Genomic DNA, 22,894 nt, shown 5'->3' on the forward strand with positions numbered 1-22,894 from the left:
GGGTCCCTTTATCGTTAAAACGTTTCCCAATTCTCACCGTGGGATGGCGACGTTTGCGGCGACGAATAAACCGGTGTGGCAGCAAGGGGCGCGCGTTTTTTCACGCTGCCGCCCTGCAAGCGAAAGGTGCCAACCGCCTGGGTTAAACGTGCAGCCTGCTCCTCCAGCGAGGCCGCAGCAGCAGACGCTTCTTCGACCAGCGAAGCGTTTTGCTGCGTGACTTTGTCCATCTCTGAAATCGCCTGGCTCACCTGCACGATGCCCCGACTTTGCTCATCGGAGGCGGCAGCAATCTCCAGCATAATATCGGTCACGCGTTTTACCGCATCGACGATATCCGTCATGGTATTGCCTGCAGCCACCACTTCCCCGGAGCCTTGATCAATCAGCCGTACGGATTCGCTGATTAATCCTTCAATCTCTTTTGCTGCCTGGGCACTACGGCTTGCCAGTGTACGCACTTCGCTGGCCACCACCGCAAAGCCGCGCCCTTGCTCGCCTGCTCGCGCCGCTTCCACCGCCGCATTCAGCGCCAGGATGTTGGTCTGGAAAGCAATGCTGTTGATAACGGCGGTAATTTCAGAGATTTTCTTCGAGCTGGTCGAAATGTTGCCCATGGTATGCACCACGCCAGAAACCATCTGACCACCCCGACTGGCTTTGCCAGAAGCATCTTCCGCCAGTTTACTGGCATGATGTGCATTATCGGCGTTCTGTTTCACCGTAGCCGTCAGCTCTTCCATACTGGCCGCCGTCTGTTCAATCGCCGCAGCCTGCTCTTCCGTACGCGATGACAGGTCCGTATTCCCCATAGAGATTTCACTGGTCCCGCGATAGATTTCTTCTGCCCCCTGACGCACGGTTCCCACAGTTTTTACCAGCGAATGCTGCATGGCCTGCAAATGACGGCTCAAACGACCAATCTCGCTGCGCCCGGTGGGCTCATCCTGCATGGTCAGATCGCCCGCTGAGATTTGCTCAATGCGTTGGGCGGCACGCAGCAGCGGATGGATCACGGTACGACGCAGCACCATAAACGTCATCAGCGTCAATGCCAGTGCCAGACCGAATGCGCCCAGCATAAAGACCATGCCAATTTGTGTCCGATGATGGGCCTGCTCACTGAGCTGGTTTGCCCTTGCGGTGCGGATCTCAATGGCCTTCAGCAGCGCTTTGTTGTAGGCGGTATCCAGCGGTCTGGCCTGTTCATTTTCATGGTTAATGATCGCTTCAAACATGCCGTTTTTGGCGTACTTGAGCATCGGCTGCAAACCGTCGATATAGGCTTTAAAACTGGCGCTCAGTTCAGCGTCCAGCGCTTCATCTGCCGGCGTTTTCACCGCCCGAGACAGATAGGCATTAAAGCCCTCCTGCGACTGCTTAATCCGTTTTTCCGCCTCCGCAATATTGGCCTTCATATCGTCCATTTCGGCAATACGACTCGCCGCACCAGCATGGATCATATTGATACGCGAGGTGCGCAAGTGGTTAGAGCTGTTCGATAACCCCATCCTGACCTGAATTTCATCAGTCACATCGCGCTGATCGCGGTCGGCCTGCATAAGAAAATAGCTCGCCAGCCCGGAACTTAAGGCGAACAGCAGAAGGATGCCACCGAGAATGGAGGAAAACAGCGGAACCAGTCGGATTTGATGCAGGAAGCCCAGTTTATGCTGGGCCTGCATCGATGTTGTGTTGTCCATGACCGTCGACTCTCTTGTAGGGTTTATGCGTGAAAACACGCCCGATAGATAGTCATCGGCAATCCGCCAGGATTGCTTACCGCGAAAAGCGCCGGTTTCGTCACACTTTCACAACATCATTCTAAAAAATTCAGGAAAGTGCCAGCGGAGAGTTCCGCTGGCGGATGGATCAGTTATCGCCAAAGTGGATAACAGTACGAATAGACTTACCCTGATGCATTAAATCGAACGCCTCGTTGATCTGCTCCAGCGGCAGGCGATGCGTAATAAACGGATCTAACTGAATTTTCCCGCTCATTGCGTCTTCGACCATGCCCGGCAGCTGCGTACGCCCTTTTACACCACCAAATGCGGAGCCGCGCCAGACGCGTCCGGTCACCAGCTGGAACGGACGTGTTTTGATCTCCTGCCCAGCGCCCGCCACGCCAATGATGATGCTCTCGCCCCACCCCTTGTGGCAGCACTCCAGCGCAGCACGCATCACGTTCACATTACCGATGCATTCAAAGCTGAAGTCCACGCCGCCGTCGGTAAGCTCAACAATCACGTCCTGCACCGGCTTATCGTAATCGTTCGGATTGATGAAATCGGTCGCACCCATTTCACCGGCCAGCTTGAATTTCTCCGGGTTGGTATCGACCGCTAAAATGCGCCCGGCTTTCGCCTGTACCGCGCCCTGGATCACCGCCAGACCGATACCGCCCAGACCAAACACCGCCACGGTGTCGCCTTCTTTTACTTTTGCCGTGTTATGGACGGCGCCTATCCCGGTGGTAACGCCACAGCCCAGCAGACAGACTTTGTCCAGCGGTGCCTGTGGATTGACCTTCGCCAGCGAGATCTCTGCGCACACGGTATATTCACTGAAGGTGCTGGTGCCCATGTAGTGATAAATCGGCTCGCCGTTGTAAGAAAAACGCGTTGTGCCGTCTGGCATCAGACCTTTACCCTGGGTCGCGCGCACGGCCTGACAGAGGTTGGTTTTGCCCGATTTACAGAACTTACACTCGCCACATTCGGCGGTGTACAGCGGAATCACATGGTCACCCGGTTGCAGGCTGGTGACGCCTTCGCCCACTTCAACCACAATGCCGCCGCCTTCATGGCCCAGTACTGCCGGGAATACACCTTCCGGATCGTCGCCCGAGAGCGTAAATGCGTCTGTATGGCACACACCGGTGTGGGTGATTTTAACCAGCACTTCCCCTTTTTTTGGCGGCGCGACGTCGATTTCGACAATTTTTAACGGTTGGCCGGGGCCAAATGCAACTGCAGCACGTGATTTCATTTGTCTCTTCCCATTATTGCGAGGTGATGGTGTTATTTTAGATAAGCGCGCAGAAGATGGCCGATTTCAGCCATACGCACGGCACGCTGGTCCGGGGTGGTCTCCCCACTGACCAGTTCATCCTTCAGGTGGATCTCAACCATTTCGCCCATCAGGCCGTTGGATGCACCGCGTACGGCGGCAATTTGTTGCAGGATCGCCAGACAGGGTTCGCCTGACTCCAGCGCGCGCTCGAGCGCATCAACCTGCCCACGAATACGTCGTACACGAGTGAGAATGCGTTTTTTATCTTCAGGTGAATGCGGCATACGCCCTCCGGATACTATAGGGGGGTATGGTATTTCATTTAATAGCCCCGTGTAAACGGTGAAATTTATGGGGTCATGAGGAGAGGCGCCATTGGCCGCCAGTATCGGTTTTTTAAATAAATGCGAGGCGTCTCCAGAAAATAAATAACATCTCCCTGTTTTATACAATCAACTCACCCGCAGCAAATCCGCAAAACGCGTGGTATATCGTGGGGATAGCATTCCTCGTTTCATTTTCCACTGCTGTTCTATTCCCTGCCCGGCAAACCAGAGCGTTCCGCGCCCTTCTTTATTGAGCCGATCCACCACGGTCATCAACTCCGCGCTGTTGCGTCGAGGGCCATTGTCATCAAACAGATTCAACTGCGCCACGCCTGAACTGAAAAAATCCCCCAGCATCACGCCCGCTTTTTGATAGCGCAGTCCGTCTCGCCAGATAACGTCCAGGCAGCGTGTTGCCGCATTGATAATATCCCGACTATCCTGGGTGGGGATCAGCAATTTGGTCGACGCGCTATTAGCATAATAAGGTTCATTCGGGGCAAATGGACTGGTTTTAATAAACGCAGAGATAAACTGACAATACTGGTGTTCCCCGCGCAATTTTTCTGCTGCACGCGCGGCATAGGCGCAAATCGCCTCCCGCATGGCGTTGTAATCCGTGAGCCTCTCACCAAACGATCTTGAGCAGATGATTTCCTGCTTCACCGCTGCAAACTCTTCAAAACCCAGGCAGGGTTCACCGCGTAGTTCACGTACAGTACGCTCCAGTACCACGCTGAAATGCTTGCGGATAACGTCAGTGTGGGTATCCGCCAGATCCAGCGCACTCTTGATACCCATCGCGTCGAGTTTCTTGCTGGTACGGCGACCAACGCCCCAAACATCATCGACCGGAAGCGCCGCCATCAGCTTACGCTGGCGTTCCCTGTTCGAGAGGTCCACTACGCCGCCCGTCTGCTGTTGCCACTTTTTGGCCGCATGGTTCGCCAGCTTCGCGAGGGTTTTGGTGGGCGCAATACCTACGCCGACGAGCAGATGTGTGCGCTTGTGCAGCGTGTGTCGAATTTCACGTCCAAACGCCGCCAAATTGCAGCAATTCCTGACTCCAGAGAGATCGCAAAACGCCTCATCAATTGAGTAGATCTCCACCCGTGGCGCGATCTCTTCCAGGGTGGTCATCACCCGCTGGCTCATATCGGCGTACAGTTCATAGTTGCTGCTGAAGGTAACAATCCCGTGCCGGCGGAAAATTTCTTTCTGTTTGAAATAAGGTGCGCCCATTGTTACCAGCCCTTTGGCTTCGGCGCTGCGGGCAATGACGCAGCCGTCGTTATTCGATAGAACCACCACCGGGCGGCCTTTCAAATCCGGGCGAAACACGGTCTCACAGCTGGCATAGAATGCATTTACATCACAGAGCGCAAACATTCTCACCCCGTCGATTTGACGATAAAAGTCACAACACCAAAGATATCGAGCGTATCTTCACTGCTGATCCGAATCGGTGACCAGGCGCGGTTCATCGGATTAAGCTGCACGGTAGGTCTGAGCTGGAGACATTTTACTGTAAACTCACCGTCCACCGCGGCAATCACAATATCCCCGTGAGCGGCGGTTCTGGCGCTGTCAACAATCAACAGATCGCCCTCATTGATCCCGGCATCAACCATCGAATCGCCTGCCGCTTTCACAAAGTAGGTCGCGCTGGGGTGCTTGATCAACAAGGCATTCAGATCAATACGCTGCTCCACGTAGTCCTGTGCCGGGCTGGGGAACCCGCACGCGACAACATCACTGAAAAGGGGTAGCGCGATCGCCTCGCGCGGCTCTGAAGGTCTGTACAACATCATGACGCATCCCTCACATACTGTTTTTATATACAGTAGTTGTAGTGAGGCATGCAATCAAGTGATGGGAAGACGGGCGCTGTTTATTGCTTAACCACCTCACGTGTAAGTATGGGTTGCGGTTAAAAATATCGGTTTTGTAAATTATTTCGGGAGGCCCAAATGTTGACGTTTTTTCAGCCAACCCACACCACCGCTGCGCTGAATTTAACTATTTCTGAAACCGTTCACGTTGTGTTTTATCCGCCTCTTCTGCCTGGTTTGCCAACGGCTGGAATTGAGCCGGACCATAAAATACTTTTGGTAAAGGAAGTGATTCCATCGACGTCCCCGGATATATTTGCAATTCCCCCAGTCGAGACAACTGATACCCCAACACCACGGCGGGCATTGTGAGCATATAAGGTGCCGTTTTTTCGTAAGAGACCGGGGTCGGTAAGCGATTGTGGTCGAGATTATAGTTACGCTTCAGCACCAGAAATTTATCAGGCACCCTGCGTTTGCTATTCCACCAGTCACCGTCCAACTCACGAAACTTTCTTTCGGTTTCAGTTCCGGTGACCACCCCGAGCTGCAATAGCGCATGGCGCAGTTCACCGTCCATCGCGGCGTTATAAGCATCGATAGTTTCTGCTTTTCCTTGCAAAATCACGTTGATGGCAAGCCGTGCCCCCAAAAGATTTGAATATAAATCTTCCGGTGAAAATGCAGATATCTCTTCGGAAAATCCGGGAACAGACTGAAAACCGTACCATTGTGCAATTTCGTGCCACTGTGCCAACTGAAACGCCAGATGACCTGCCAGCCAGGCCGCCAGGGTATAGCGCTGGGGCAGTGAAGACGGCGGCGTAAATGCCAGGAGCTGCACTCGGCGAACGCCCAACTCTTCACTGTAGAAATAACGCCAGCGCTGACCCAGTTTGGGAAGAATACGCGAGAAAATATAGAACGTATTATCCGCCGTATCGCGAACATGGGCGATATCAATAAACCCACCGCGATGGGTATAAATAAGACCGCTTTTTTCTGCGCTGAGCCCGACAATATTCTTCACGGCACCCAGCGCACTATCGTTATAATGATGGCTACCCAGCGTATCCAGGGTCAGGACGTTGCCAATCTGGTAAACCGGAATCGGGACCCCAATCGCACGGACGTGAAGATCATAGCCAAACGCACAGCAAGGACGTAACGACTCCGGCGGCGAAAGCTGACTGACGACCGGGTAAACCTGGCGCGCGTGCTTTATCGGAAACAGGTCCCCTTCTGCACAGGCCAAACCCGCCACCAACCACAAAAACATTAACCCTTTACGCATTCAGAAAGCCTCCGCAACCTGAAAATAAAAACCGGCACTTTCTTTACCAAACCCCAGATCCAGACGCACGTTCATCGCGGGCTTCACTTCAAACCGATATCCCACGCCTGCCGTGGGTAACAACGGATGATCGTCCAGCGCGCTGATGTTTTTTCCCAGAGTCCCGGCACCCAGCCACAATACATATCCGTGTCGCCAGTTCAGCTTTCGTCGGTACTCTACCTGCCCACTGACAACATCGTTGTCCCGGTAGCGGCCCTGATAATAGCCACGCATCCGCCGATCGTCGCCAGCCATCGACAACCGATCCCAGGGAACATCCCCTCGCGTAAAACGGCCCCAGAGATCAAAGGCCAGTACCGTTTTTTCATTCAGTAAGTGGTAGTAATCGTATTGCCACTCAGTTGCGTTGAAATGGGTGTCAGACCCTACCGATGGATCGAACCAGGTGTATTCCACTTTAAAGAACTGTCCTCGTTGCGGGCGAGTGATCGCATCGCGAGAATCGTAATTCAGGCTGATGCTGGCACCCGATGCAAGTGAGGAGGACTGCGCGTCATAGCGTGTAAAGGTGTCATCCGCGCGGGGATCATCAATAGTCGCGTGCAACGTTGAAAAGTCCCAACCGGCGCCAAGATAAAGATTTTTAACGACCTCCCGCATAATAATCGGATGCACGCGGATGGCGTTATTGGTGTACTCCTGCTCATTGCCCTGCGCCGCATCGTAGCCAATGCCCCAGAAACCAGTCGGCACTCTGTTTACCGAACCGTCAACAAACAGCCGCCAACGATCGTCAGTAAAAAAGGTGTAACTGCTTAACCCAATCCCTAGTGCACCGCTGCTACTGACATAGCCGGTAAAAGACAGCGACGAGTTCTGGGTGGTTTTATCATTGGGATCGACCCGATAAATCCCCGCCACGGCCATCCCCAGACCCAGCCTGAGCTCAGGGGTATAAAACGGGCCCGGCAACACGCTCCAGTTAACGCCCTTCTGCGGATCATAGTGGTTATCGGCCCCCAGGCCGGAAAGCAGTTTATCTACTGATTTTTGATCCAGCGCTACTGCCGCCGAAGGCCAGGCGGTCAGCGTCAGTGACAATGTCAGCATGATGCGATGGGGTCTCATCAGAAACGGTACTCTCCCGCCACGAAGAAACTGTTACGCTCATTGAAACCGAATTCTGTGAGGACATTAAATTGCGGCGTCATTTCAAACTGGGTACCAATCAGCATATTCCAGGGTGATGTTAGCTTCTGTTTAACATCAAACCGCCCTTCATTATTCTGGTTCACGGTGTCAATGAGCGGTTGCAGTGCAGCGGGCATATGCAAGTCGGAAAGGCTGCCCCGGAACTCCTGCTGAACATTCTGGTACATACTCCCCAGCCAGACGCTAAGGTGAGACTCTCCGACGGGCCCCTGGAAACGAAAACGGTATCCCACCCGAGGTGACACCGTTAGCGCCGAAATTTTGCCATCCAGAATGTCGAAATCAGTACGGGTGTAGTTGGTGTCCACTAGCGCAAACCAATTTTCATATCCGCCCGCCAGCGTGATCCCGGTTCCCCAGGTCGTGCCTTTGAAGTCGAGAGTAAAATCGATATCCTGCAATTCACCACTCTGATAAAGCTGATGCACCGACGAGGCAATCACCCTGTCAATACCGGAATAGCGTGTCGGATCGGCATCGACGGAAACGTTCGATACCGATGAACCGCGCGTATGTCCCACTAACCCGTAGATATTGAGAAACGGAAACACCCACATATCGATACGCAGGTTTTCTGATTTACTTTGCTCACGGGTATGCCCGGCATCAATATTAAACATATCGGTCGGGATCGCATGGTTACCCAACGCCAGCCCTGAAAAACCAATGCTGTCGACGTCAATGTTCTGGCGCATATTCATATAGCTGAGATTGACGCCAAACGGCAACGGAATCGAGTATCCACGGGCTTTGGCCTCTTCTCCCCAGATGGGAAAGGTGCGCTCTTCCGTATCCGCGGCACACGCCACACCAGAAACCAGCAGAAGCGGCACCATCGTATTAGTCCATCTCATTATTATCCTCATTTATGTCTCGCTTCATTGGTTACAGGCCAGCGCCCACATTGAAGTAAACCGCCTCTTCGTTGTCACTAAGGGCAACATCAATGCCGGTATGCAGACCGTATTCCCGGGCGATTAAATAGCGGAATCCCGCGCCCCAACCAACTTCGGTGCTGGAGTAAAGATCGCCTGCATTGTCGGTAGCACTCCCCGCGCCTACGAATCCCTGAACAATCCAGCGCGACGTCATTTGCCAGGCAAGCTGTGTTTGCACGGTGCTGACATCATTGCCTTGATAGCGATAACGGGAGATCCCACGCAGCGCGATATAAGGACGCGTCATCGGTGGGAGATGTTGGTCATGTCGGGACAGCATTTGATAATTAGTTGCCAGAGAAAGCGTCCAGTCCCGACTTAGCGGCAGGAAAAATTTGCCATCAAGCGTCAGTAAATCGTAGCGGTAATCGCCCCCAAGGTAGTGACCGTAAAACTGATATTCACCGCTGAGCGACACACCGTGTCCCGGCCAGAAAAAGTTATCGGTGGTGTCGTATTCTGCGACAATCCCTAAGCCCGATGACGTGCTGCTGTCACCGAGGACGTGTTTCCAGACGCGGTCGATAACCGGGTTGTTTCGCGCAGAAATATCCATTTTCGCCCAAAACTGTGAGGCCCCTAAAAACACCGGAGAATCACTGACACGAAACAATAACTTTTGTATCCCGCCATAACCTTTGGTCTCAGTTTCAATCGCGCGATTGTTGCCGAAACCCGCGAGGTCACCCGAATAGATATCCAGATCGATATTTGCGTAACCTGCCGCAATAAAGTAACGAATATGATCATCCGTCCAGGTATGCCGGTGGCCGCCCCCCACAAACCAGGTACCGTTATCCGTCGCGCCGCCGCCCAGCGCGGTCATGGCCGGGGGAATGAATTGCCCGTCAACCTGCTGGCCTTTTCCATGAAGAAATAAACCAAACACGCCGCCGCCATAGCCCACGGCAGGTTCTGTAATCACCACAGGGATGGGTAAAAAGCCGTACCGGTTTTCTTGCAAATAGCGGCTCATATCCAGCATCCCATCTTCAGGATCGATCAGGCCAACGGCGTGCGCTTGTCCGCAGAAAATCAGCAGCAAAAGGGAGGTTTTTTTCATGGTGCGGTTCCTTCCGGCGGTATGGCAGGCGCGGCATACCAGTTTTCTTTCGGCACCCTCACCGCATCATCGGGTTGCAACACAAAATTCGGCGACATGATCTGTACGTTAAATTCGTTGAACACATCCTGAATATGGCTGTACAACGCGTTGCGCGCCTCAGCCAATGACTGCCCCGGTAGTAACCTGACCTGCAATTCATAAGAGACATACCAGTCCATTAACGCCAACTGGCGCACAAGCGGCGGCTGGGATAGATCGATTCCTTTTGCCCGCTTGGCAGCCAGTTCCAGCATGGCATGCACCTGCCGCCAGGGGGTGTCATAACCGATGGTGACACCGACAGTCAGATTGATACCGCCCCCCGAGTTTTGTGCGCTGAGATTGGTAATTTTGCCGCTGACCACCACCGCGTTCGGCACCGTGACGACGTAATTTTCACGGGTAATGATTTTGGTAGCGAGCATGCCTATCTCGCTCACCAACCCTTCGTTATCCGCAACGCGAATAACGTCACCTTTACGCAGGGCGCGGGAGTAGATCAGCACCAGCCCGCTCATGGCATGATTCATTACCCCTGCCGACCCGAGTGTCAGCATCAGACCAAAGAACACGCTAATCCCTTTGAACGCCAGTGAATTGGCACCAGGAAGGAAGGGATAGGCTGCTGAAAGGGCGAACAACCACACCACCACGGAAATCAGCTTACGCGTCGCCCCCACGGTTTCAGGGTGAATACCGGGAAGCTGTAAGCGCCCTGCTTCTACCTGATTAAGTACAACTTTAAGCAGCTTAAGAATAAACGCGGTGATAAGAACAATAATCAGGACAATCATCAGCCCCGGTAATGCCGACGCAATCGACAGCGCGATTTCACGCAGCACCCGTATCGACCAATCACCCAAAGATGTCCCCCAGACACGCGTCCAGGGAAACAGGCTAAATACCCAACTGAGCCAGACATACAACGCGACGATGCCCAGCAGAATCATCAATAAGGCATACAAACGTGCCTCGATTGCACCAGTAAAACGCCGCCAGCGCTGGGGGAGCCAGCTTCTGTTGGCAATGATTCGACGCCGGTAATAACGGCGAACCCATCGCCATGAACGGTACGCGCCATAGAAAAAAAGAATCAGCCCCAGCAATCCCGCGGCTGTTTTCACCGCAGACAGCGCCAGCCAACCGCCGTCAAATTGATCGCGCAACGCCGTCCGCTGGGTCTCCATGCGCACCAGCACCCGCTGAGCGGCCTGATCGAGGGTCAGATCGTCGCCTTCATCCAGATCGGCTTGCGCCAGCAGCAGCAGCGGTTTGCCGTTCATGACGATCAGCCTTCCCGGCTGGTTGTAGCGGGTTATCGGCACAATTTTCAGCGGTTCACGCAGGTCCGCCTGCGTAAAATTACGCAGCGTATTACGGATGCGCAACACCCGCTCTTCTGGCGTGGTTAAGCCAAATTTTGCCTGCAGCATCACAATCGGCTGGTGAAAGATATACACCGTCCGCGCACGTTCCTGTTCCGATGGCTGCTGTCGGGGCTCCGCCGCGAATGAGGGAAAAGCCAGAGCGCTAATAAAACCCATCAAAAAAATGAGCAGTACCTTGTTCATACTCACCATCCCGCATGTGTAAACATACTGACCAACACTGTCCGCTTAAATGGAACGGTCTTGAGCATGGTGGAACTCCTTTCATTAGCGGCAAAAAAAGTATAGGAAACAAATTGATGAAAGACGCAGTTAAAAAAAACAATATTTTTACAATTTTAAACATATCAATATTGTTTATAAAAAAGTGCATGCATGATTAGTAGTCTATTGATTAGAAAGGAGGTAATAAAAAACAATGATTTTTCGATAAACGGTATCGCGGTCATAAACCGGGTATAGTGGCGCCATAAAATCATTAAAACGGATACACCATGAGCACTGCAGGGAAAAGTAACCCACTGGCGATTGGCGGCCTGGTCGCCTTGACGCTCATCTGGAGCTACAGCTGGATCGCCATGAAACAGGTCACGCTGTACATCGGCTCGTTCGACTTCACTGCCCTACGCTGCACTTTCGGCGCACTGGTCTTATTTATTGTCCTGATACTTCGAGGCCGAGGGATGCGCCCGACGCCTTTCCGCTATACGCTGGCAATTGCTTTGTTGCAGACCTGCGGCATGGTTGGGCTGTCGCAATGGGCGCTGGTCAGCGGCGGGGCTGGTAAGGTCGCGATCCTGAGCTATACCATGCCATTCTGGGTGGTGATTATGGCGGCCATGTTTTTGGGCGAACGCATGCGGCGTATACAGTATGCCGCGATTGCGGTAGCGGCATCCGGACTGCTGCTGGTTTTACAGCCGTGGCAGATGGACTTCACCTCAATGAAAAGTGCGTTGCTGGCGATCCTGTCGGGGATCAGTTGGGGGGCGAGCGCCATTGTCGCCAAGCGCATGTATGCCCGTCATCCGAATATCGATCTGCTCGCGCTAACCTCATGGCAGATGCTGTATGCCGCACTGGTAATGAGCCTGGTGGCCTTCCTGGTCCCTCAGCGCAGCCCTGACTGGCAGCCGGTGGTCTTCTGGGCGTTAGGCTATAGCGCCATACTGGCAACGGCGCTGGCATGGAGTTTATGGCTGTTTGTCCTGCGTAATTTACCAGCCAGTATTGCCAGTTTAAGCACATTGGCGGTACCCGTTTGCGGGGTCCTGTTTTCCTGGTGGCTGCTGGGTGAAGAGCCCGGCGTAGTTGAAGGGTGCGGGATTGTATTGATTGTTGTGGCGCTGGCGATCGTCAGTCTGAAAAAACGGTCCCCTCAGGTGCAGAGCATCAAAAAATAAGTGGCCCAAAACACACGCCCCGCATAATGCGGGGCGTTGATTATCGACATTACGAACGCTTGCGCGGCATCATGCGTAGCAGGGTATTATCCCGCCAAAAATAGTGATGCATCAGGGCGGCGGCGGCATGAAGACCAATGACAAAATAGCCCAGTTTTGCCAGCGTCACATGCCAGGACTTCAGCATATCCACAATATCAAAGTTGGCTTCCGTCGCATGTGGCATAACGATGCCAAAGGCGATCCACGGATTCCCTCTGTTGTACATCATCACCAGACCAATTATCGGCAGGACGATGAACAACAGATAAATAACCAGATGCCCAAGATGCGCCATACCGGTCATCATTGGCTTCGGTTTTGGCACAATCGGCGGCGTCGGATATTTAAGTCTGACCAGCAGGCGCGTTACCATCAGCGCTAAAATCGTGATGCCGCAGGACACGTGTACCATGTTGAACCCGGGGCGATAGCTGCGCGGGAAAAATCCGCGGAGTTCCATGGCACAGTAGGTCACAATCACCAATAAAAAAACCAGCCAGTGGATGCCAATTTGCAGGCCAGAATACTTATTCCCCATAACACTTCCTGAGTAAAAACAATAATGCGTCAACATAACCAGCTTTTGTTAAAAATTCATTAACTTTGTTAGATCCTTTTCCGTTGATTACGTGTAACCGCAAAAAATAACGATTGCCGGTACCCCGCCAGTACAGCGGAATACCGGTTGCAGATGAAGCATTACGTCCCGGTCACCATCAGTACGTCATCAACAAAATTTTTGGCGCGCGGAATATCCGACTCATCCACATGTTCAATAATCAGCGGAATATTCGGATGGTTTTTAGCGAGCAGTTCCACATACAGCAGATAGTTGAGTGACCCGAGGCCGGCAGCCGGCAGTTCCACCGAACCGGCCCCACGGAAGCTATTATGCTCCGCGGCACCGTCGCCGAATTTCTCAATAACCACATCAGTTTTTTTGCAGTCCTTGGCGTGGGCAATTTTAATTTTACCGTCGAGCACGTTGAAGATGCTGTGTAGTGTTTCATCAATAGCATCAATGTTTTTGTCGTCGAAATAGTTGGTGGGATCCAGCGCCAGCCCAAGCCCTGGATGTTCAACATCATGCATCAACCGCGCAACCTGGCTTACCGAACCGATGATGTTGTTGACGTAGTTTTCCACCAGGAAAACCGCCCCATGCTCCCAGGCAAAGGTCGCCAGCTCTCGGGCGATACTTTTGAATTCCTGATACGCCTCTTCGGTGCTGTTTTGGGGATCGTATAACCAGTCGCTGTCGACGTTATAAGTCCCTGTTTCGCTGATCACATACGGCGTACCAAAATCCCTTGCGTGCGCAAGGATCTCTTTTACCGCCGCGATGTTCTCCGCGCGTTTTACCGGATCAGGATGCACGAGATTGGTATAAGCTGAAATGGCAACAATGGGCAGATTCGCCTGACGAAACGCGTCACGCACCTGGTGCGCTTTCTGTTTGGTAATGTGTCCACGGCTGAGATCAATATCAGTGAATTCGAGGTCGAGCTGTACGCAGCCCATGCCCGCCTGCTTAATCTTCGCAATGGTCTCTTCCAGCGTGTAAGGGTAATAACCGGTAAAAATGCCGACGTTAATCATTTTGTATTCTCCTGAAGGATTTCATTGAGATAAACCGTTCGTTCTTCCTGTATTGAGAGGTAACAGGCTTCAATACAGGCCAGCGTGCCTACGTTATCTTTTGCGCTGATGTCCGGTTCGACGCCGTGCTCCAGAGCGCACATCAGGTTCGCCATGGTGCCGATAAACGCATCCGGGAACCACTGACGTTCCCATTGCGGCATCACCCAGCGATCCGGGTAGTCGCGCGATGCAAGTTTCAACGTGCTGCCGCAATACTCCGGCGGTCGGCGGTGCCAGCCGAAATCGCCTTCTGCCAGCCCATCGGTACCTTCCACACGCCAGTTGATGTAGTTGTTTTTGGCACAGGGTTCCCCCGGCCAGGCCCAGACATCATCCAGGCTGGTCGCGATCAGGCCATTGGCATACTGGAAGGTGTATTGCGTAATACCATCGGTGTGTTCAAAGGTGGTTCGCGGATCAGTGCGGCACACAGCGGTCACTTTTATCGGATGACCAAATAAAAAGCGGAAGGCATCGATATGGTGAATCGCCATCGCATACAGCTCGAGCTTTTTGTATTGCTGCAGGAAGTGCTGCCAGTCGGGTATAGCGCGCATATCAATACTGGCAATCACCGGCGTGCCGATGAGTTGATTATCGAGAATGTACTTCAGCGCCCGCATTGATGGGTCATAGCGCATATTGGAGTTCACTGCGATGGGAATACCACTCTGTTGACTCAGCCGCACGATTTCACGCCCGGCCTCCAGCGACATCGCCAGCGGTTTCTGACAAAGAATGGCTTTCACGTTTTTCGCCGGGGAATCTTTAGCGCAGATAAAGCGCACGATCTCTAACTGAATATGCGGCGGTACAGCGATATCAATAATCTCAATCTGCGGATCACACACCATCTCCTTCCAGGATGCATACACTTTCGGGATGGCAAACATGTCGGACAGGCGCTGGCTATGGGTGGTATCCAGCGAAGTGATACCGTAGGTCGTAAAACCGGCTTTCTGATACGCCACCAGATGGCAGTGCTCAACAATAAAGCCGGCCCCGATAATACCGATTCTATAATCTTTTCTCTGCGGTAACGCCGGACGAGTCGCCTGTTCTAATAAGCGTTCTAACGAATCCATGATGCCCCCGTTGATGATGATATGCGTTGGCGGCGAGGATCACCTCGCCGCTGTTGTTTAGTGCAGCGCACGGCCTTTCACCACCGAACGCTCTCGCTGTGGTGCTGCACTCCGCTGTTTTTGCAACCAGAATTGTTCAATTTCTTCCAGCGATTTGCCTTTGGTTTCCGGCAACATCCGTTTGGTGATAATCAGTTGGATCAGACACATCACGGCAAAGAAATAGAATGTGTTGTTACCGCCAAAGGTGGCGAGCGTAAAAGGAAACAGCCAGACCACCAGGAAATTAAAGATCCACTGGGTAAAGGAGACCAGCGCCACCGCTTTGCTGCGGATCGCGTTAGGAAACATCTCCGAAACCAACGTCCAGAAAACCGGGCCGATACAGGCAGAAAAACAGGCGATATACGAGAACAAAAAGAACAGCGTCACCCCCGCTGGCAAGGCATGATGGAACGAGAAGCCGAGGAAAAACAGCGACACACCCATAATCAACGAGCCATAGAGATAAAGCGGGCGGCGCCCTACTCGATCAATTAACACCACGCCAACCACGGTGGCTGTCAGGTTAATAATGCCCATAAAGATATTGAAATAGAGCGCGGAGCTTATTGAGAACCCGGCAGCCATCATAATTTTCGGCGCATAATCGAGGGCGGCATTACAGCCGATCAACTGCACCAGCACAGCCAGAATCAGGCCTAGCATAATGCTGCTGCGCGCGTCTTTATGAAACAGCGTGCTGGACTGAGTAGCATGATGGGCCGCGAGGTTTTTCTCCACATCAGCGGTCATTCTTTGCGCTTCATCAGCAGAATAAAAACGTTGCAATATATTTAGCGCTTTTTGCTTTTGGCCTTTCAGGGTAAGCCAGCGTGGGCTCTCCGGGATAAACAGCAGCCCGACAAAGAATACGACCGCCGGGACAACGCCAGAAATAAACATCAACCGCCAGTTATTTTCCAGATCCTTAAGAAAATAGTTGGTCAGATAGGAAAGTAAAATACCCAGCATGATGCACAGTTGATATATCGCAGTCATCCGCCCACGCATGGAGGCTGGGGCCATTTCCGCGACATACATCGGCGACAAAACCGAAATCGCTCCCACGCTAATCCCACCCAGCAAGCGGTTCAGGATAAATGTGGTTTCATTCGTGGCGATGCCGGTGCCCACACAGGAAAGACCAAAGATAATGGCAGAAATAATTAAAACACGTTTGCGGCCAAATTTATTAGTGATATACCCCGAGCTGAACGAACCGATAATACAGCCAACTAATAATGAACTGACTCCCCAGCCAAGCTGGAGTTCATTCCAGTTAAAGTAAGTCTGAATAAAAGGAATAGCACCGGCAATAATCGCGATATCAAAGCCAAACATGATCCCGCCAAAAATAGCCGTGCAGCAGCTAAAGTACAAATAAAATGGATATTTCATCGTCACAATCCTTACCAGCATACGGGCTTAATGAGGAGAGAACATTGCCCATATCGCCTTGTCGTGTGCCTGCAATAATCCGCTAATGACCAGGCTGTTGCGAAACGCAACAGCCGCCACATTATTTAAGTTGTGGTACGTAATTTTCTTTAATCCGCTGACGGCGTGTTACGTAGGCGGGTAGCGGCTGCACGTTCGAACCCTCGGAAAACCAGGCGAAGGGGTCGGTACTGGCCACCAGCGCGAAATTGGCCCACGGGTTAAACGATCCCGAACGGATAATCACTTTGGCTTGGTGGGCAATCTCGCTGCACAGTCTTTCATGGCTGGCTTCGCTAAAGTCCGCGCCGGAACCGGTATAAATATCCTGTACCTGACAGTACAGATCCGGATTACAGTCGCGCACTTCGCGAGCGAACTGAATATCTTCGACAAAAACCTCCTGGCGCAGGACGCGGAGAATATCCGTCACGTCCGGGATACCTGGCCAAAAACCAAGATCGATACGGTTAGCGTTCGCCGGGATCGGGAAACCAGCATCGGTCACCAGAATAATATCGGTGTGGCCCAGGGTAGACAGCGCTGCTGCCAGTTGAGGATGTAGGATACGTTCAGGTCTCATTGTTATCTCTCCGAATGGAATTTTTATAATTAACAACCGAGAAAATCTTCAACGTCTTTGCGTGTTTTGTAGGAAGGGACCGTTTCCCAGTCACAGCAGCACAGTGCGGCGGTGGCATTGGCGAAATATGCGGCTTTATCAATAAGTTGACCTTCGCTTAAGGCGACTGCCAGCCCGGCGTTAAAGCTGTCACCCGCGCCGTTACTGTCCACCACGTCGACCTTGCAGGACGGGATTTCCAGGGTGTCGGTACGGGTAAACACCGCGCTACCGGCATCCCCCAGCGTCATCACCACATGGCTGCAGCCGGTTTCCAACAACAGATCGGCAATTTCACGGTTACTGCGCCCATCGTCCGGAGCCAGTCCTAGCGCAACGCGCGCTTCGGTTTCATTCGGCGTCAGGTAATCGATATGGCGAAGATTCACGCCGCGCAGGTCACAGGCGGGCGCCGGATTCAAAATGGTAATCTTTCCAAGCTGTTTGGCGAGTGTCAGGCCATAGAGTGCGGTTTCTAGCGGGATTTCCAGTTGTGCCAGCACAACTTTGCTCTGCGCCATTTGCACTTGTGCTTCGTCCACCCGCGCCGGAGTGAAAAGCTTATTGGCCCCCATATCCACGACGATCACGTTACGGGCCTGATTATCTTTAATGATCAATCCAGCGCCGGTGGGCAGCTCGGGCGTTAAGGTCAGCGCTTCAATATTGACGCCTTCTTCACGCATTAACGCGACGAATTCATGGCCAAACGTATCGTCGCCGACCACACCTGCATAGGCCACGTGGGCTCCGAGTCGGGCCGCCTGTACGGCCATATCCGACCCCTTTCCTCCCCAGGTCTGGCGGAAGTCGGTGCCGATTAATGTCTCGCCCGCCAGCGGAATACGTTCAGCCGTCATGACCAGCGCTTTGGCATAGCTACCAAGGATAAAAATACTCATCAGTCATTCTCCTTTTCACCTGACAATGGCATAACAATGCGCCATCGCAGCCAGGCTGCGACGGCCATACGTTAATAAGCGTTAATATCCCCTGTCAGACCTTTTACCAGTTCAGGTCCGGAACTGGTGCCGACCAGTTCCGCCCCGGCTTCGAACATCGTTTTCATTTTTTCCAGGGTATTGACCTTACCGGATACTTTTACCCGACACGGTAACTGAATATGGGCTTTGAGAAGCTGGACATCTTCTACCGTCGCTTCACACCCCCCCTTACCCCAACCGCTGGACTGCTTCACCCAGTCAATACCAGCTTCGAAAGCATAGCGTGTTGCTTTGATTTTCAATGCCTCTTCGGTAATAAATCCAAACTCCAGCATGGCTTTCACCTTCATACCGAGGTCATGGGCCACATGGGTCACGGTCTTCAACTCATCAAAATAGAGATCGTCCTGGCCGCCCAGCAAATAGCCAGGATTCGGCGGGAAGTCGAACTCATCCGCGCCCTGCTTCGCCAGTTCGCGCACCACCGCCACTTTCATTGCCGTCGTATCGTTAGCCATCGGGAAATTAACGGTCGTCGCCACGCGCACGCCGCTTCCTTTCAGTATCTCTTTTGCAAGAGCCACCCAGCAAGGTGCAATCATGGCGGCATCAAACTGGTACTGCATGCAGGTTTCCAGATGTTGAATCACCCCTTCACGCGTCAAATCCGGGTTGACGTTGGTGTACTGAATCGCCTTTGCGATCTGACGCGGGTCGTTAAAATCAATCATGGACAGCTCCTGTGTGGTAAGTAAAAAAATTGTAAGAACACAGTGAAGATGACGTTACTTTAGCCGGGGCTGACGATAAGCGTGATGGGCAGGATTCCCTGAAACATGGATGAAATTTTCATGTCAATGGAAATGTGAGTGAGTTCAAAAATTGTTCATGTAAAAGGCATGCTGGCTGGGAAAAAGTGCCACCATGGTGAGTACAACGGACGCATCAAAAACACAATGCCAAAGGCCAGCCATGCCCACGCAAAAACAACGGACCCGCATAATTGCCAACTGGTATCGTGGCTCCGATGAGTTTTCACCCTTGATTAACTATCGAATTTTACGCGCCGGCCATATAGATACTGCCGCAGATTTCCGCGTTCATCGCCAGTCGGTCGTCGGCCATGAGTTGATCTTTTGCCTGCGCGGTGCGGGTTTTATTCGTATTGAGGATCGGTTATATCCAGTGAGTCAGGGGCAACTGGCCTGGCTGCCAGTACGCTGGCCGCACGAACATTTCCCCGATAAAGGCGACCCATGGGAGATCCTCTGGCTGCGAATAGAGGGATCGAAATTGAATAATATCATGCAGATAATGGATGTCCCTCAGCGCCCAGTATTCCAGTTTGCGGATCCAGAAAAAGTTGTTGAAATTTATCACCATATTTTTGCTCGTATGAACAGCTACACCCTGGTGACCGACGCTTACTGCGATATGCTGTGCAGCCAGCTGATTTTTACCCTGCTGGAAAACCGGAGCCACGACGCCGCGCAGTCACAGGTGATCACCCATCGGGGGCTGGGCAAACTGCTGTACCAAATCCACAGTCATTACAACGATGAGTGGGATATCGAAAAGTTTATGCATTATTGTCAGGTGAGTAAGTCGCAGCTTTTTCGCTTATTCCAGGCAACGTTTAATCAAAGCCCGCTCAAATGGCTGAAGAATTATCGTCTTTCCCAGGCACGACGCTTACTGGTGGAAACTCAGGAAAGTATCAGCCGAATTGCGGTTCAGGTGGGATACAACGATCCGCTGCATTTCTCACGGGATTTTCATCGTGCGGTAGGTCTGTCACCCAGTGCATTTCGCAAACAGGAACAGCTGGAAGGTGCCCACGCGTCCAGGCATGAGGTGGAATAACGTATACCCCTTTTTATTTCTCGCGAATTCAAGACGTTGTGAATCGTTCCCCGTTTTCAATGTATTAATTATGTTATAGCTACCCTTTGCCACTGAGGGAGCAACGTAATGGAAGCACTGAGCCGTGAAACATTAGAGAATATGATGGCGCAAGCCGTTGCCCACGCGACCACCTACCCGATATGGCCGCAGGGCGAAGCCCCCGGAGCAAAAAATAGCGATGCGGTATTTACGCCTGAACCCCGGCACACCGGAACGTCAGACTACGACCGCGCGGTAACCGGCATTCGCGCCCCTGAAATTACCGTCTACGCCCCCGCCAAACCGAACGGCGTGGGGATCCTGGTCACCCCTGGCGGTTCTTATCGTCGCGTTGTGATGGATAAAGAAGGCAGCGCGCTGGCACCGTTCTTTACCGCGCGTGGCTATACCCTGTTTGTGATGACCTATCGCATGCCGGGAGACGGTCACGAGGAAGCATCAAACGCACCGCTGGCCGATGCCCAGCGCGCCATCCGCTACATTCGCGCCAACGCACAGCAGTGGAAAATCGATCCGCTCCGTCTCGGCGTACTGGGGTTTTCCTCCGGGGGGCACGTCGCCGCCAGCCTGGGAACCCGCTTTGCAGAATCGGTGTATGCGCCGATGGATAGCATTGATGAACAGCCCACTCGCCCTGCTTTCATGGCGCTGGTTTATCCGGTGATTAGCCTGCGGGAAGGTGTCGCCCATCCGGGCTCACGTCTTGAGCTGGTTGGCGCCGCGCCCGCAGAGCAAGACATTCACCACTACTCCCTGGAAGAAAGAGCGGATGACACCACGCCGTCCGCCTTCCTGCTGCATGCGATTGACGATCCAGCGGTCAAAGTCGAGAACAGCCTGGTCTTGTTTACTGCGCTGCGCAAGCTCGGCGTACCGGTTGAAATGCATCTGTTTGAACGGGGCAAGCATGGGTTCGGCATTCGTGATACGCAAGGACTGCCGCTGGCCATCTGGCCGGAGATGATGATGAACTGGATAGCCAGCAAGGTGTAATGATTATGCCGGGTAGGTCGCTAAACCAACCCGGCAAAAATATCAGGATTGCAGATAAACCACCTGCGTTTGCAGGTACTCGTTCAGACCGTGCTTGCCATCTGCCCCGCCGATACCGGACTTGCGCCAGCCTGCGTGGAAGCCCTGCATCGCTTCGAAGTTTTCACGGTTGATATAGGTTTCGCCGAATTTCAGCCCTTTAATCGCCTTCATCGCCGTGTTCAGGTTTTGCGTGTAAATCGATGAGGTCAGACCGTAGTCGCTGTCGTTAGCCATCGCAATCGCCTCATCCAGGGCGTCAAACGACACCACTGGCAGCACCGGGCCAAAGGTTTCTTCGTGCATAATCGCCATCTCCTGGCGCACATCCAGCAATAACGTTGGCGGGTAGTAATACCCTTTCCCCTCAACCGCTTTGCCCCCCAGCGCCACGCGGGCCCCTTCCTGCACCGCACGCGCAACTTTCTGCTCCACACGCTCCCGCGCCGCGGCGTTAATCAACGGCCCCATCGCAATGTCCTTACGTTCCGCAGGATTGCCAAACTGCACCGCTTTCATCGCCTCGCCCAGGCGATTAACAAACTGATCGTAAATCCCCTTCTGGACATACACGCGCTCGGCGCAGTTACACACCTGCCCGGTATTAATCACGCGGGAATCGACAATCGCCTTCACGGCCAGCTCGAGGTCCGCATCATCCATCACGATAGCCGGGGCTTTACCGCCCAACTCCAGGCACACTTTGGTGATATTTTTCGCCGCCGCTGTCATAATTTTCTCACCGGCCACTACGCTGCCGGTCATGCTGACCATCGCCACTTTCGGGTTCCCGGCCAACTCCTGACCCACCGTTTCTCCCCGTCCGAGCACCAGGTTAAACACCCCGCGCGGCAGGCCGATGTCATCGACAATTTTGGCAAAAGCGATAGCGTTGTTCGGCGTAAACTCGCTTGGCTTAATGACAATGGTATTCCCGGTCAGCAAGGCGGGAGCCAGCTTACGGGCAATCAAGAAAAACGGGAAGTTCCACGGCAGAATGCCCGTGGTTACGCCAAGGGCGCGTTTAAACAGCAGGATGTTCTCGCCCGGACGATCGCTTTGCAGGATCTCGCCTTCATAGCGGCGAGCCCACTCCGCCATGTAATCGATATAGTCGGCGGTAAACGCGACTTCAACATCCGCCAGTTGCTGGATTTTGCCGCCTTCCGCCACGATAAGCGCGCTAATTTCACCAGCTCGCTCACGGATCCCGGCGGAAATCTTGCGTAGCCAGCTGGCGCGTTCAATGGCGGGCAGCGCCTCCCACTCAGGCTGGGCGCGATGCGCTGCGTCAATCGCTTTGCGCGCATCCTCAGCACGTCCATCAGGAATACGGGAAATGACCTCTTCCGTCGCCGGATTGACGACATCAATCCAGGCGTCATCGTGCCAGGTCACGAACTGCCCATCGATATACATAGGATGTTGTACGGGTACTGACATGCGTTGCTCCTGTGATTGATTTGTTTTTAAAAAGTAAAACTATTGTTAATTAATATCAATCATGCATAACACATTGCCACTGCGATGGTGGTTCTGTGAGCCGCTTCATAAAAGCGTCAAGCAACGTCGTGGTGACGAGAAAAAACCGGCGGGATGAATGCCCGTTTGCACAAAAAAAGCGACAA

21 protein-coding genes are annotated in these 22,894 nt (G+C 53.0%); 3 read left to right on the top strand and 18 right to left on the bottom strand.

Annotated elements, in window-relative coordinates:
- Nucleotides 1-14: 14 nt before the first annotated feature.
- From FDX22_RS06000 to FDX22_RS06045, 10 genes are all read right to left on the bottom strand, one after another.
- Nucleotides 15-1,703, bottom strand: a complete 1,689-nt coding sequence (locus tag FDX22_RS06000; protein WP_115258431.1) for a methyl-accepting chemotaxis protein — start codon at nucleotides 1,701-1,703, stop codon at nucleotides 15-17.
- Nucleotides 1,704-1,872: 169 nt separating this feature from the next.
- Nucleotides 1,873-2,991, bottom strand: coding sequence for an S-(hydroxymethyl)glutathione dehydrogenase/class III alcohol dehydrogenase (locus FDX22_RS06005; RefSeq protein WP_096756948.1), 1,119 nt, complete (start codon nucleotides 2,989-2,991; stop codon nucleotides 1,873-1,875).
- A gap of 32 nt (nucleotides 2,992-3,023) precedes the next feature.
- Nucleotides 3,024-3,299, bottom strand: coding sequence for a metal/formaldehyde-sensitive transcriptional repressor (locus FDX22_RS06010; protein ID WP_003833178.1), 276 nt, complete (start codon nucleotides 3,297-3,299; stop codon nucleotides 3,024-3,026).
- Nucleotides 3,300-3,467: 168 nt separating this feature from the next.
- Nucleotides 3,468-4,730, bottom strand: coding sequence for a Y-family DNA polymerase (locus FDX22_RS06015; RefSeq protein WP_135911994.1), 1,263 nt, complete (start codon nucleotides 4,728-4,730; stop codon nucleotides 3,468-3,470).
- A gap of 2 nt (nucleotides 4,731-4,732) precedes the next feature.
- A complete protein-coding gene (locus tag FDX22_RS06020) occupies nucleotides 4,733-5,152 on the bottom strand; it encodes a translesion error-prone DNA polymerase V autoproteolytic subunit (RefSeq protein WP_117342847.1) in 420 nt (139 codons plus the stop codon).
- A 208-nt stretch (nucleotides 5,153-5,360) separates the two neighbouring features.
- Nucleotides 5,361-6,467, bottom strand: coding sequence for a DUF4056 domain-containing protein (locus FDX22_RS06025; RefSeq protein ID WP_135911993.1), 1,107 nt, complete (start codon nucleotides 6,465-6,467; stop codon nucleotides 5,361-5,363).
- Nucleotides 6,468-7,598 (bottom strand): BamA/TamA family outer membrane protein, encoded by a 1,131-nt coding sequence (locus FDX22_RS06030; RefSeq protein WP_117342849.1) that lies wholly within the window; start codon nucleotides 7,596-7,598, stop codon nucleotides 6,468-6,470.
- Nucleotides 7,598-8,536 (bottom strand): porin family protein, encoded by a 939-nt coding sequence (locus tag FDX22_RS06035; protein WP_161959023.1) that lies wholly within the window; start codon nucleotides 8,534-8,536, stop codon nucleotides 7,598-7,600. The genes FDX22_RS06030 and FDX22_RS06035 overlap by 1 nt, the downstream gene beginning before the upstream one ends.
- A 31-nt stretch (nucleotides 8,537-8,567) precedes the next feature.
- Complete coding sequence (locus FDX22_RS06040; protein ID WP_181491362.1) at nucleotides 8,568-9,683, bottom strand: BamA/TamA family outer membrane protein; 1,116 nt, start codon at nucleotides 9,681-9,683, stop codon at nucleotides 8,568-8,570.
- Nucleotides 9,680-11,296 (bottom strand): mechanosensitive ion channel family protein, encoded by a 1,617-nt coding sequence (locus tag FDX22_RS06045; protein ID WP_137399058.1) that lies wholly within the window; start codon nucleotides 11,294-11,296, stop codon nucleotides 9,680-9,682. Before FDX22_RS06045 ends, FDX22_RS06040 begins: the two co-directional genes overlap by 4 nt.
- A gap of 311 nt (nucleotides 11,297-11,607) precedes the next feature.
- Here FDX22_RS06045 and FDX22_RS06050 point away from each other — a divergent pair, with 311 nt between their 5' ends.
- Nucleotides 11,608-12,516 (top strand): DMT family transporter, encoded by a 909-nt coding sequence (locus FDX22_RS06050; RefSeq protein WP_146716869.1) that lies wholly within the window; start codon nucleotides 11,608-11,610, stop codon nucleotides 12,514-12,516.
- 49 nt (nucleotides 12,517-12,565) lie between these two features.
- Here FDX22_RS06050 and cybB read toward each other — a convergent pair whose 3' ends face one another.
- From cybB to deoC, 7 genes are all read right to left on the bottom strand, one after another.
- Entirely contained in the window at nucleotides 12,566-13,096 is a 531-nt protein-coding gene (cybB, locus tag FDX22_RS06055; RefSeq protein ID WP_115258383.1) for a cytochrome b561, read from the bottom strand.
- 161 nt (nucleotides 13,097-13,257) lie between these two features.
- The gene (locus FDX22_RS06060) at nucleotides 13,258-14,157 is read right to left on the bottom strand and encodes a sugar phosphate isomerase/epimerase (RefSeq protein ID WP_146716870.1); all 900 of its coding nucleotides are present in this window, start codon (nucleotides 14,155-14,157) and stop codon (nucleotides 13,258-13,260) included.
- A complete protein-coding gene (locus FDX22_RS06065; RefSeq protein ID WP_146716871.1) occupies nucleotides 14,154-15,284 on the bottom strand; it encodes a Gfo/Idh/MocA family protein in 1,131 nt (376 codons plus the stop codon). The genes FDX22_RS06060 and FDX22_RS06065 overlap by 4 nt, the downstream gene beginning before the upstream one ends.
- A gap of 57 nt (nucleotides 15,285-15,341) precedes the next feature.
- The gene (locus FDX22_RS06070; RefSeq protein WP_161959024.1) at nucleotides 15,342-16,724 is read right to left on the bottom strand and encodes a sugar porter family MFS transporter; all 1,383 of its coding nucleotides are present in this window, start codon (nucleotides 16,722-16,724) and stop codon (nucleotides 15,342-15,344) included.
- A 121-nt stretch (nucleotides 16,725-16,845) separates the two neighbouring features.
- A complete protein-coding gene (gene rbsD, locus FDX22_RS06075) occupies nucleotides 16,846-17,346 on the bottom strand; it encodes a D-ribose pyranase (RefSeq protein ID WP_146716872.1) in 501 nt (166 codons plus the stop codon).
- 29 nt (nucleotides 17,347-17,375) lie between these two features.
- Nucleotides 17,376-18,287, bottom strand: coding sequence for a ribokinase (locus FDX22_RS06080; protein WP_170974155.1), 912 nt, complete (start codon nucleotides 18,285-18,287; stop codon nucleotides 17,376-17,378).
- Nucleotides 18,288-18,358: 71 nt separating this feature from the next.
- The gene (deoC, locus tag FDX22_RS06085) at nucleotides 18,359-19,060 is read right to left on the bottom strand and encodes a deoxyribose-phosphate aldolase (RefSeq protein ID WP_115258376.1); all 702 of its coding nucleotides are present in this window, start codon (nucleotides 19,058-19,060) and stop codon (nucleotides 18,359-18,361) included.
- Between the two features lie 241 nt (nucleotides 19,061-19,301).
- Here deoC and FDX22_RS06090 point away from each other — a divergent pair, with 241 nt between their 5' ends.
- Together FDX22_RS06090 and FDX22_RS06095 are read left to right on the top strand one after the other, a co-directional pair.
- The gene (locus tag FDX22_RS06090; protein ID WP_161959026.1) at nucleotides 19,302-20,192 is read left to right on the top strand and encodes an AraC family transcriptional regulator; all 891 of its coding nucleotides are present in this window, start codon (nucleotides 19,302-19,304) and stop codon (nucleotides 20,190-20,192) included.
- 108 nt (nucleotides 20,193-20,300) lie between these two features.
- Complete coding sequence (locus tag FDX22_RS06095) at nucleotides 20,301-21,227, top strand: alpha/beta hydrolase (RefSeq protein ID WP_146716873.1); 927 nt, start codon at nucleotides 20,301-20,303, stop codon at nucleotides 21,225-21,227.
- 42 nt (nucleotides 21,228-21,269) lie between these two features.
- Here FDX22_RS06095 and aldA read toward each other — a convergent pair whose 3' ends face one another.
- Nucleotides 21,270-22,709: an aldehyde dehydrogenase gene (gene aldA, locus FDX22_RS06100; RefSeq protein ID WP_146716874.1), complete on the bottom strand. Its 1,440-nt coding sequence runs from the start codon at nucleotides 22,707-22,709 to the stop codon at nucleotides 21,270-21,272.
- Between the last annotated feature and the right edge of the window lie 185 nt (nucleotides 22,710-22,894).

Origin of the sequence: Citrobacter sp. TBCS-14, assembly GCF_005280805.1 — a bacterium.
Taxonomy (GTDB): Bacteria; Pseudomonadota; Gammaproteobacteria; order Enterobacterales; family Enterobacteriaceae; genus Citrobacter; species Citrobacter gillenii.

Excerpts from the sequence above, each read along its gene's own strand:
- FDX22_RS06000 (WP_115258431.1), bottom strand. The coding sequence starts at position 1,703 with ATGGACAACACAACATCGATGCAGGCCCAGCATAAACTGGGCTTCCTG.
- FDX22_RS06005 (WP_096756948.1), bottom strand. The coding sequence starts at position 2,991 with ATGAAATCACGTGCTGCAGTTGCATTTGGCCCCGGCCAACCGTTAAAA.
- FDX22_RS06010 (WP_003833178.1), bottom strand. The coding sequence starts at position 3,299 with ATGCCGCATTCACCTGAAGATAAAAAACGCATTCTCACTCGTGTACGA.
- FDX22_RS06015 (WP_135911994.1), bottom strand. The coding sequence starts at position 4,730 with ATGTTTGCGCTCTGTGATGTAAATGCATTCTATGCCAGCTGTGAGACC.
- FDX22_RS06020 (WP_117342847.1), bottom strand. The coding sequence starts at position 5,152 with ATGATGTTGTACAGACCTTCAGAGCCGCGCGAGGCGATCGCGCTACCC.
- FDX22_RS06025 (WP_135911993.1), bottom strand. The coding sequence starts at position 6,467 with ATGCGTAAAGGGTTAATGTTTTTGTGGTTGGTGGCGGGTTTGGCCTGT.
- FDX22_RS06030 (WP_117342849.1), bottom strand. The coding sequence starts at position 7,598 with ATGAGACCCCATCGCATCATGCTGACATTGTCACTGACGCTGACCGCC.
- FDX22_RS06035 (WP_161959023.1), bottom strand. The coding sequence starts at position 8,536 with ATGAGATGGACTAATACGATGGTGCCGCTTCTGCTGGTTTCTGGTGTG.
- FDX22_RS06040 (WP_181491362.1), bottom strand. The coding sequence starts at position 9,683 with ATGAAAAAAACCTCCCTTTTGCTGCTGATTTTCTGCGGACAAGCGCAC.
- FDX22_RS06045 (WP_137399058.1), bottom strand. The coding sequence starts at position 11,296 with ATGAACAAGGTACTGCTCATTTTTTTGATGGGTTTTATTAGCGCTCTG.
- FDX22_RS06050 (WP_146716869.1), top strand. The coding sequence starts at position 11,608 with ATGAGCACTGCAGGGAAAAGTAACCCACTGGCGATTGGCGGCCTGGTC.
- cybB (WP_115258383.1), bottom strand. The coding sequence starts at position 13,096 with ATGGGGAATAAGTATTCTGGCCTGCAAATTGGCATCCACTGGCTGGTT.
- FDX22_RS06060 (WP_146716870.1), bottom strand. The coding sequence starts at position 14,157 with ATGATTAACGTCGGCATTTTTACCGGTTATTACCCTTACACGCTGGAA.
- FDX22_RS06065 (WP_146716871.1), bottom strand. The coding sequence starts at position 15,284 with ATGGATTCGTTAGAACGCTTATTAGAACAGGCGACTCGTCCGGCGTTA.
- FDX22_RS06070 (WP_161959024.1), bottom strand. The coding sequence starts at position 16,724 with ATGAAATATCCATTTTATTTGTACTTTAGCTGCTGCACGGCTATTTTT.
- rbsD (WP_146716872.1), bottom strand. The coding sequence starts at position 17,346 with ATGAGACCTGAACGTATCCTACATCCTCAACTGGCAGCAGCGCTGTCT.
- FDX22_RS06080 (WP_170974155.1), bottom strand. The coding sequence starts at position 18,287 with ATGAGTATTTTTATCCTTGGTAGCTATGCCAAAGCGCTGGTCATGACG.
- deoC (WP_115258376.1), bottom strand. The coding sequence starts at position 19,060 with ATGATTGATTTTAACGACCCGCGTCAGATCGCAAAGGCGATTCAGTAC.
- FDX22_RS06090 (WP_161959026.1), top strand. The coding sequence starts at position 19,302 with ATGCCCACGCAAAAACAACGGACCCGCATAATTGCCAACTGGTATCGT.
- FDX22_RS06095 (WP_146716873.1), top strand. The coding sequence starts at position 20,301 with ATGGAAGCACTGAGCCGTGAAACATTAGAGAATATGATGGCGCAAGCC.
- aldA (WP_146716874.1), bottom strand. The coding sequence starts at position 22,709 with ATGTCAGTACCCGTACAACATCCTATGTATATCGATGGGCAGTTCGTG.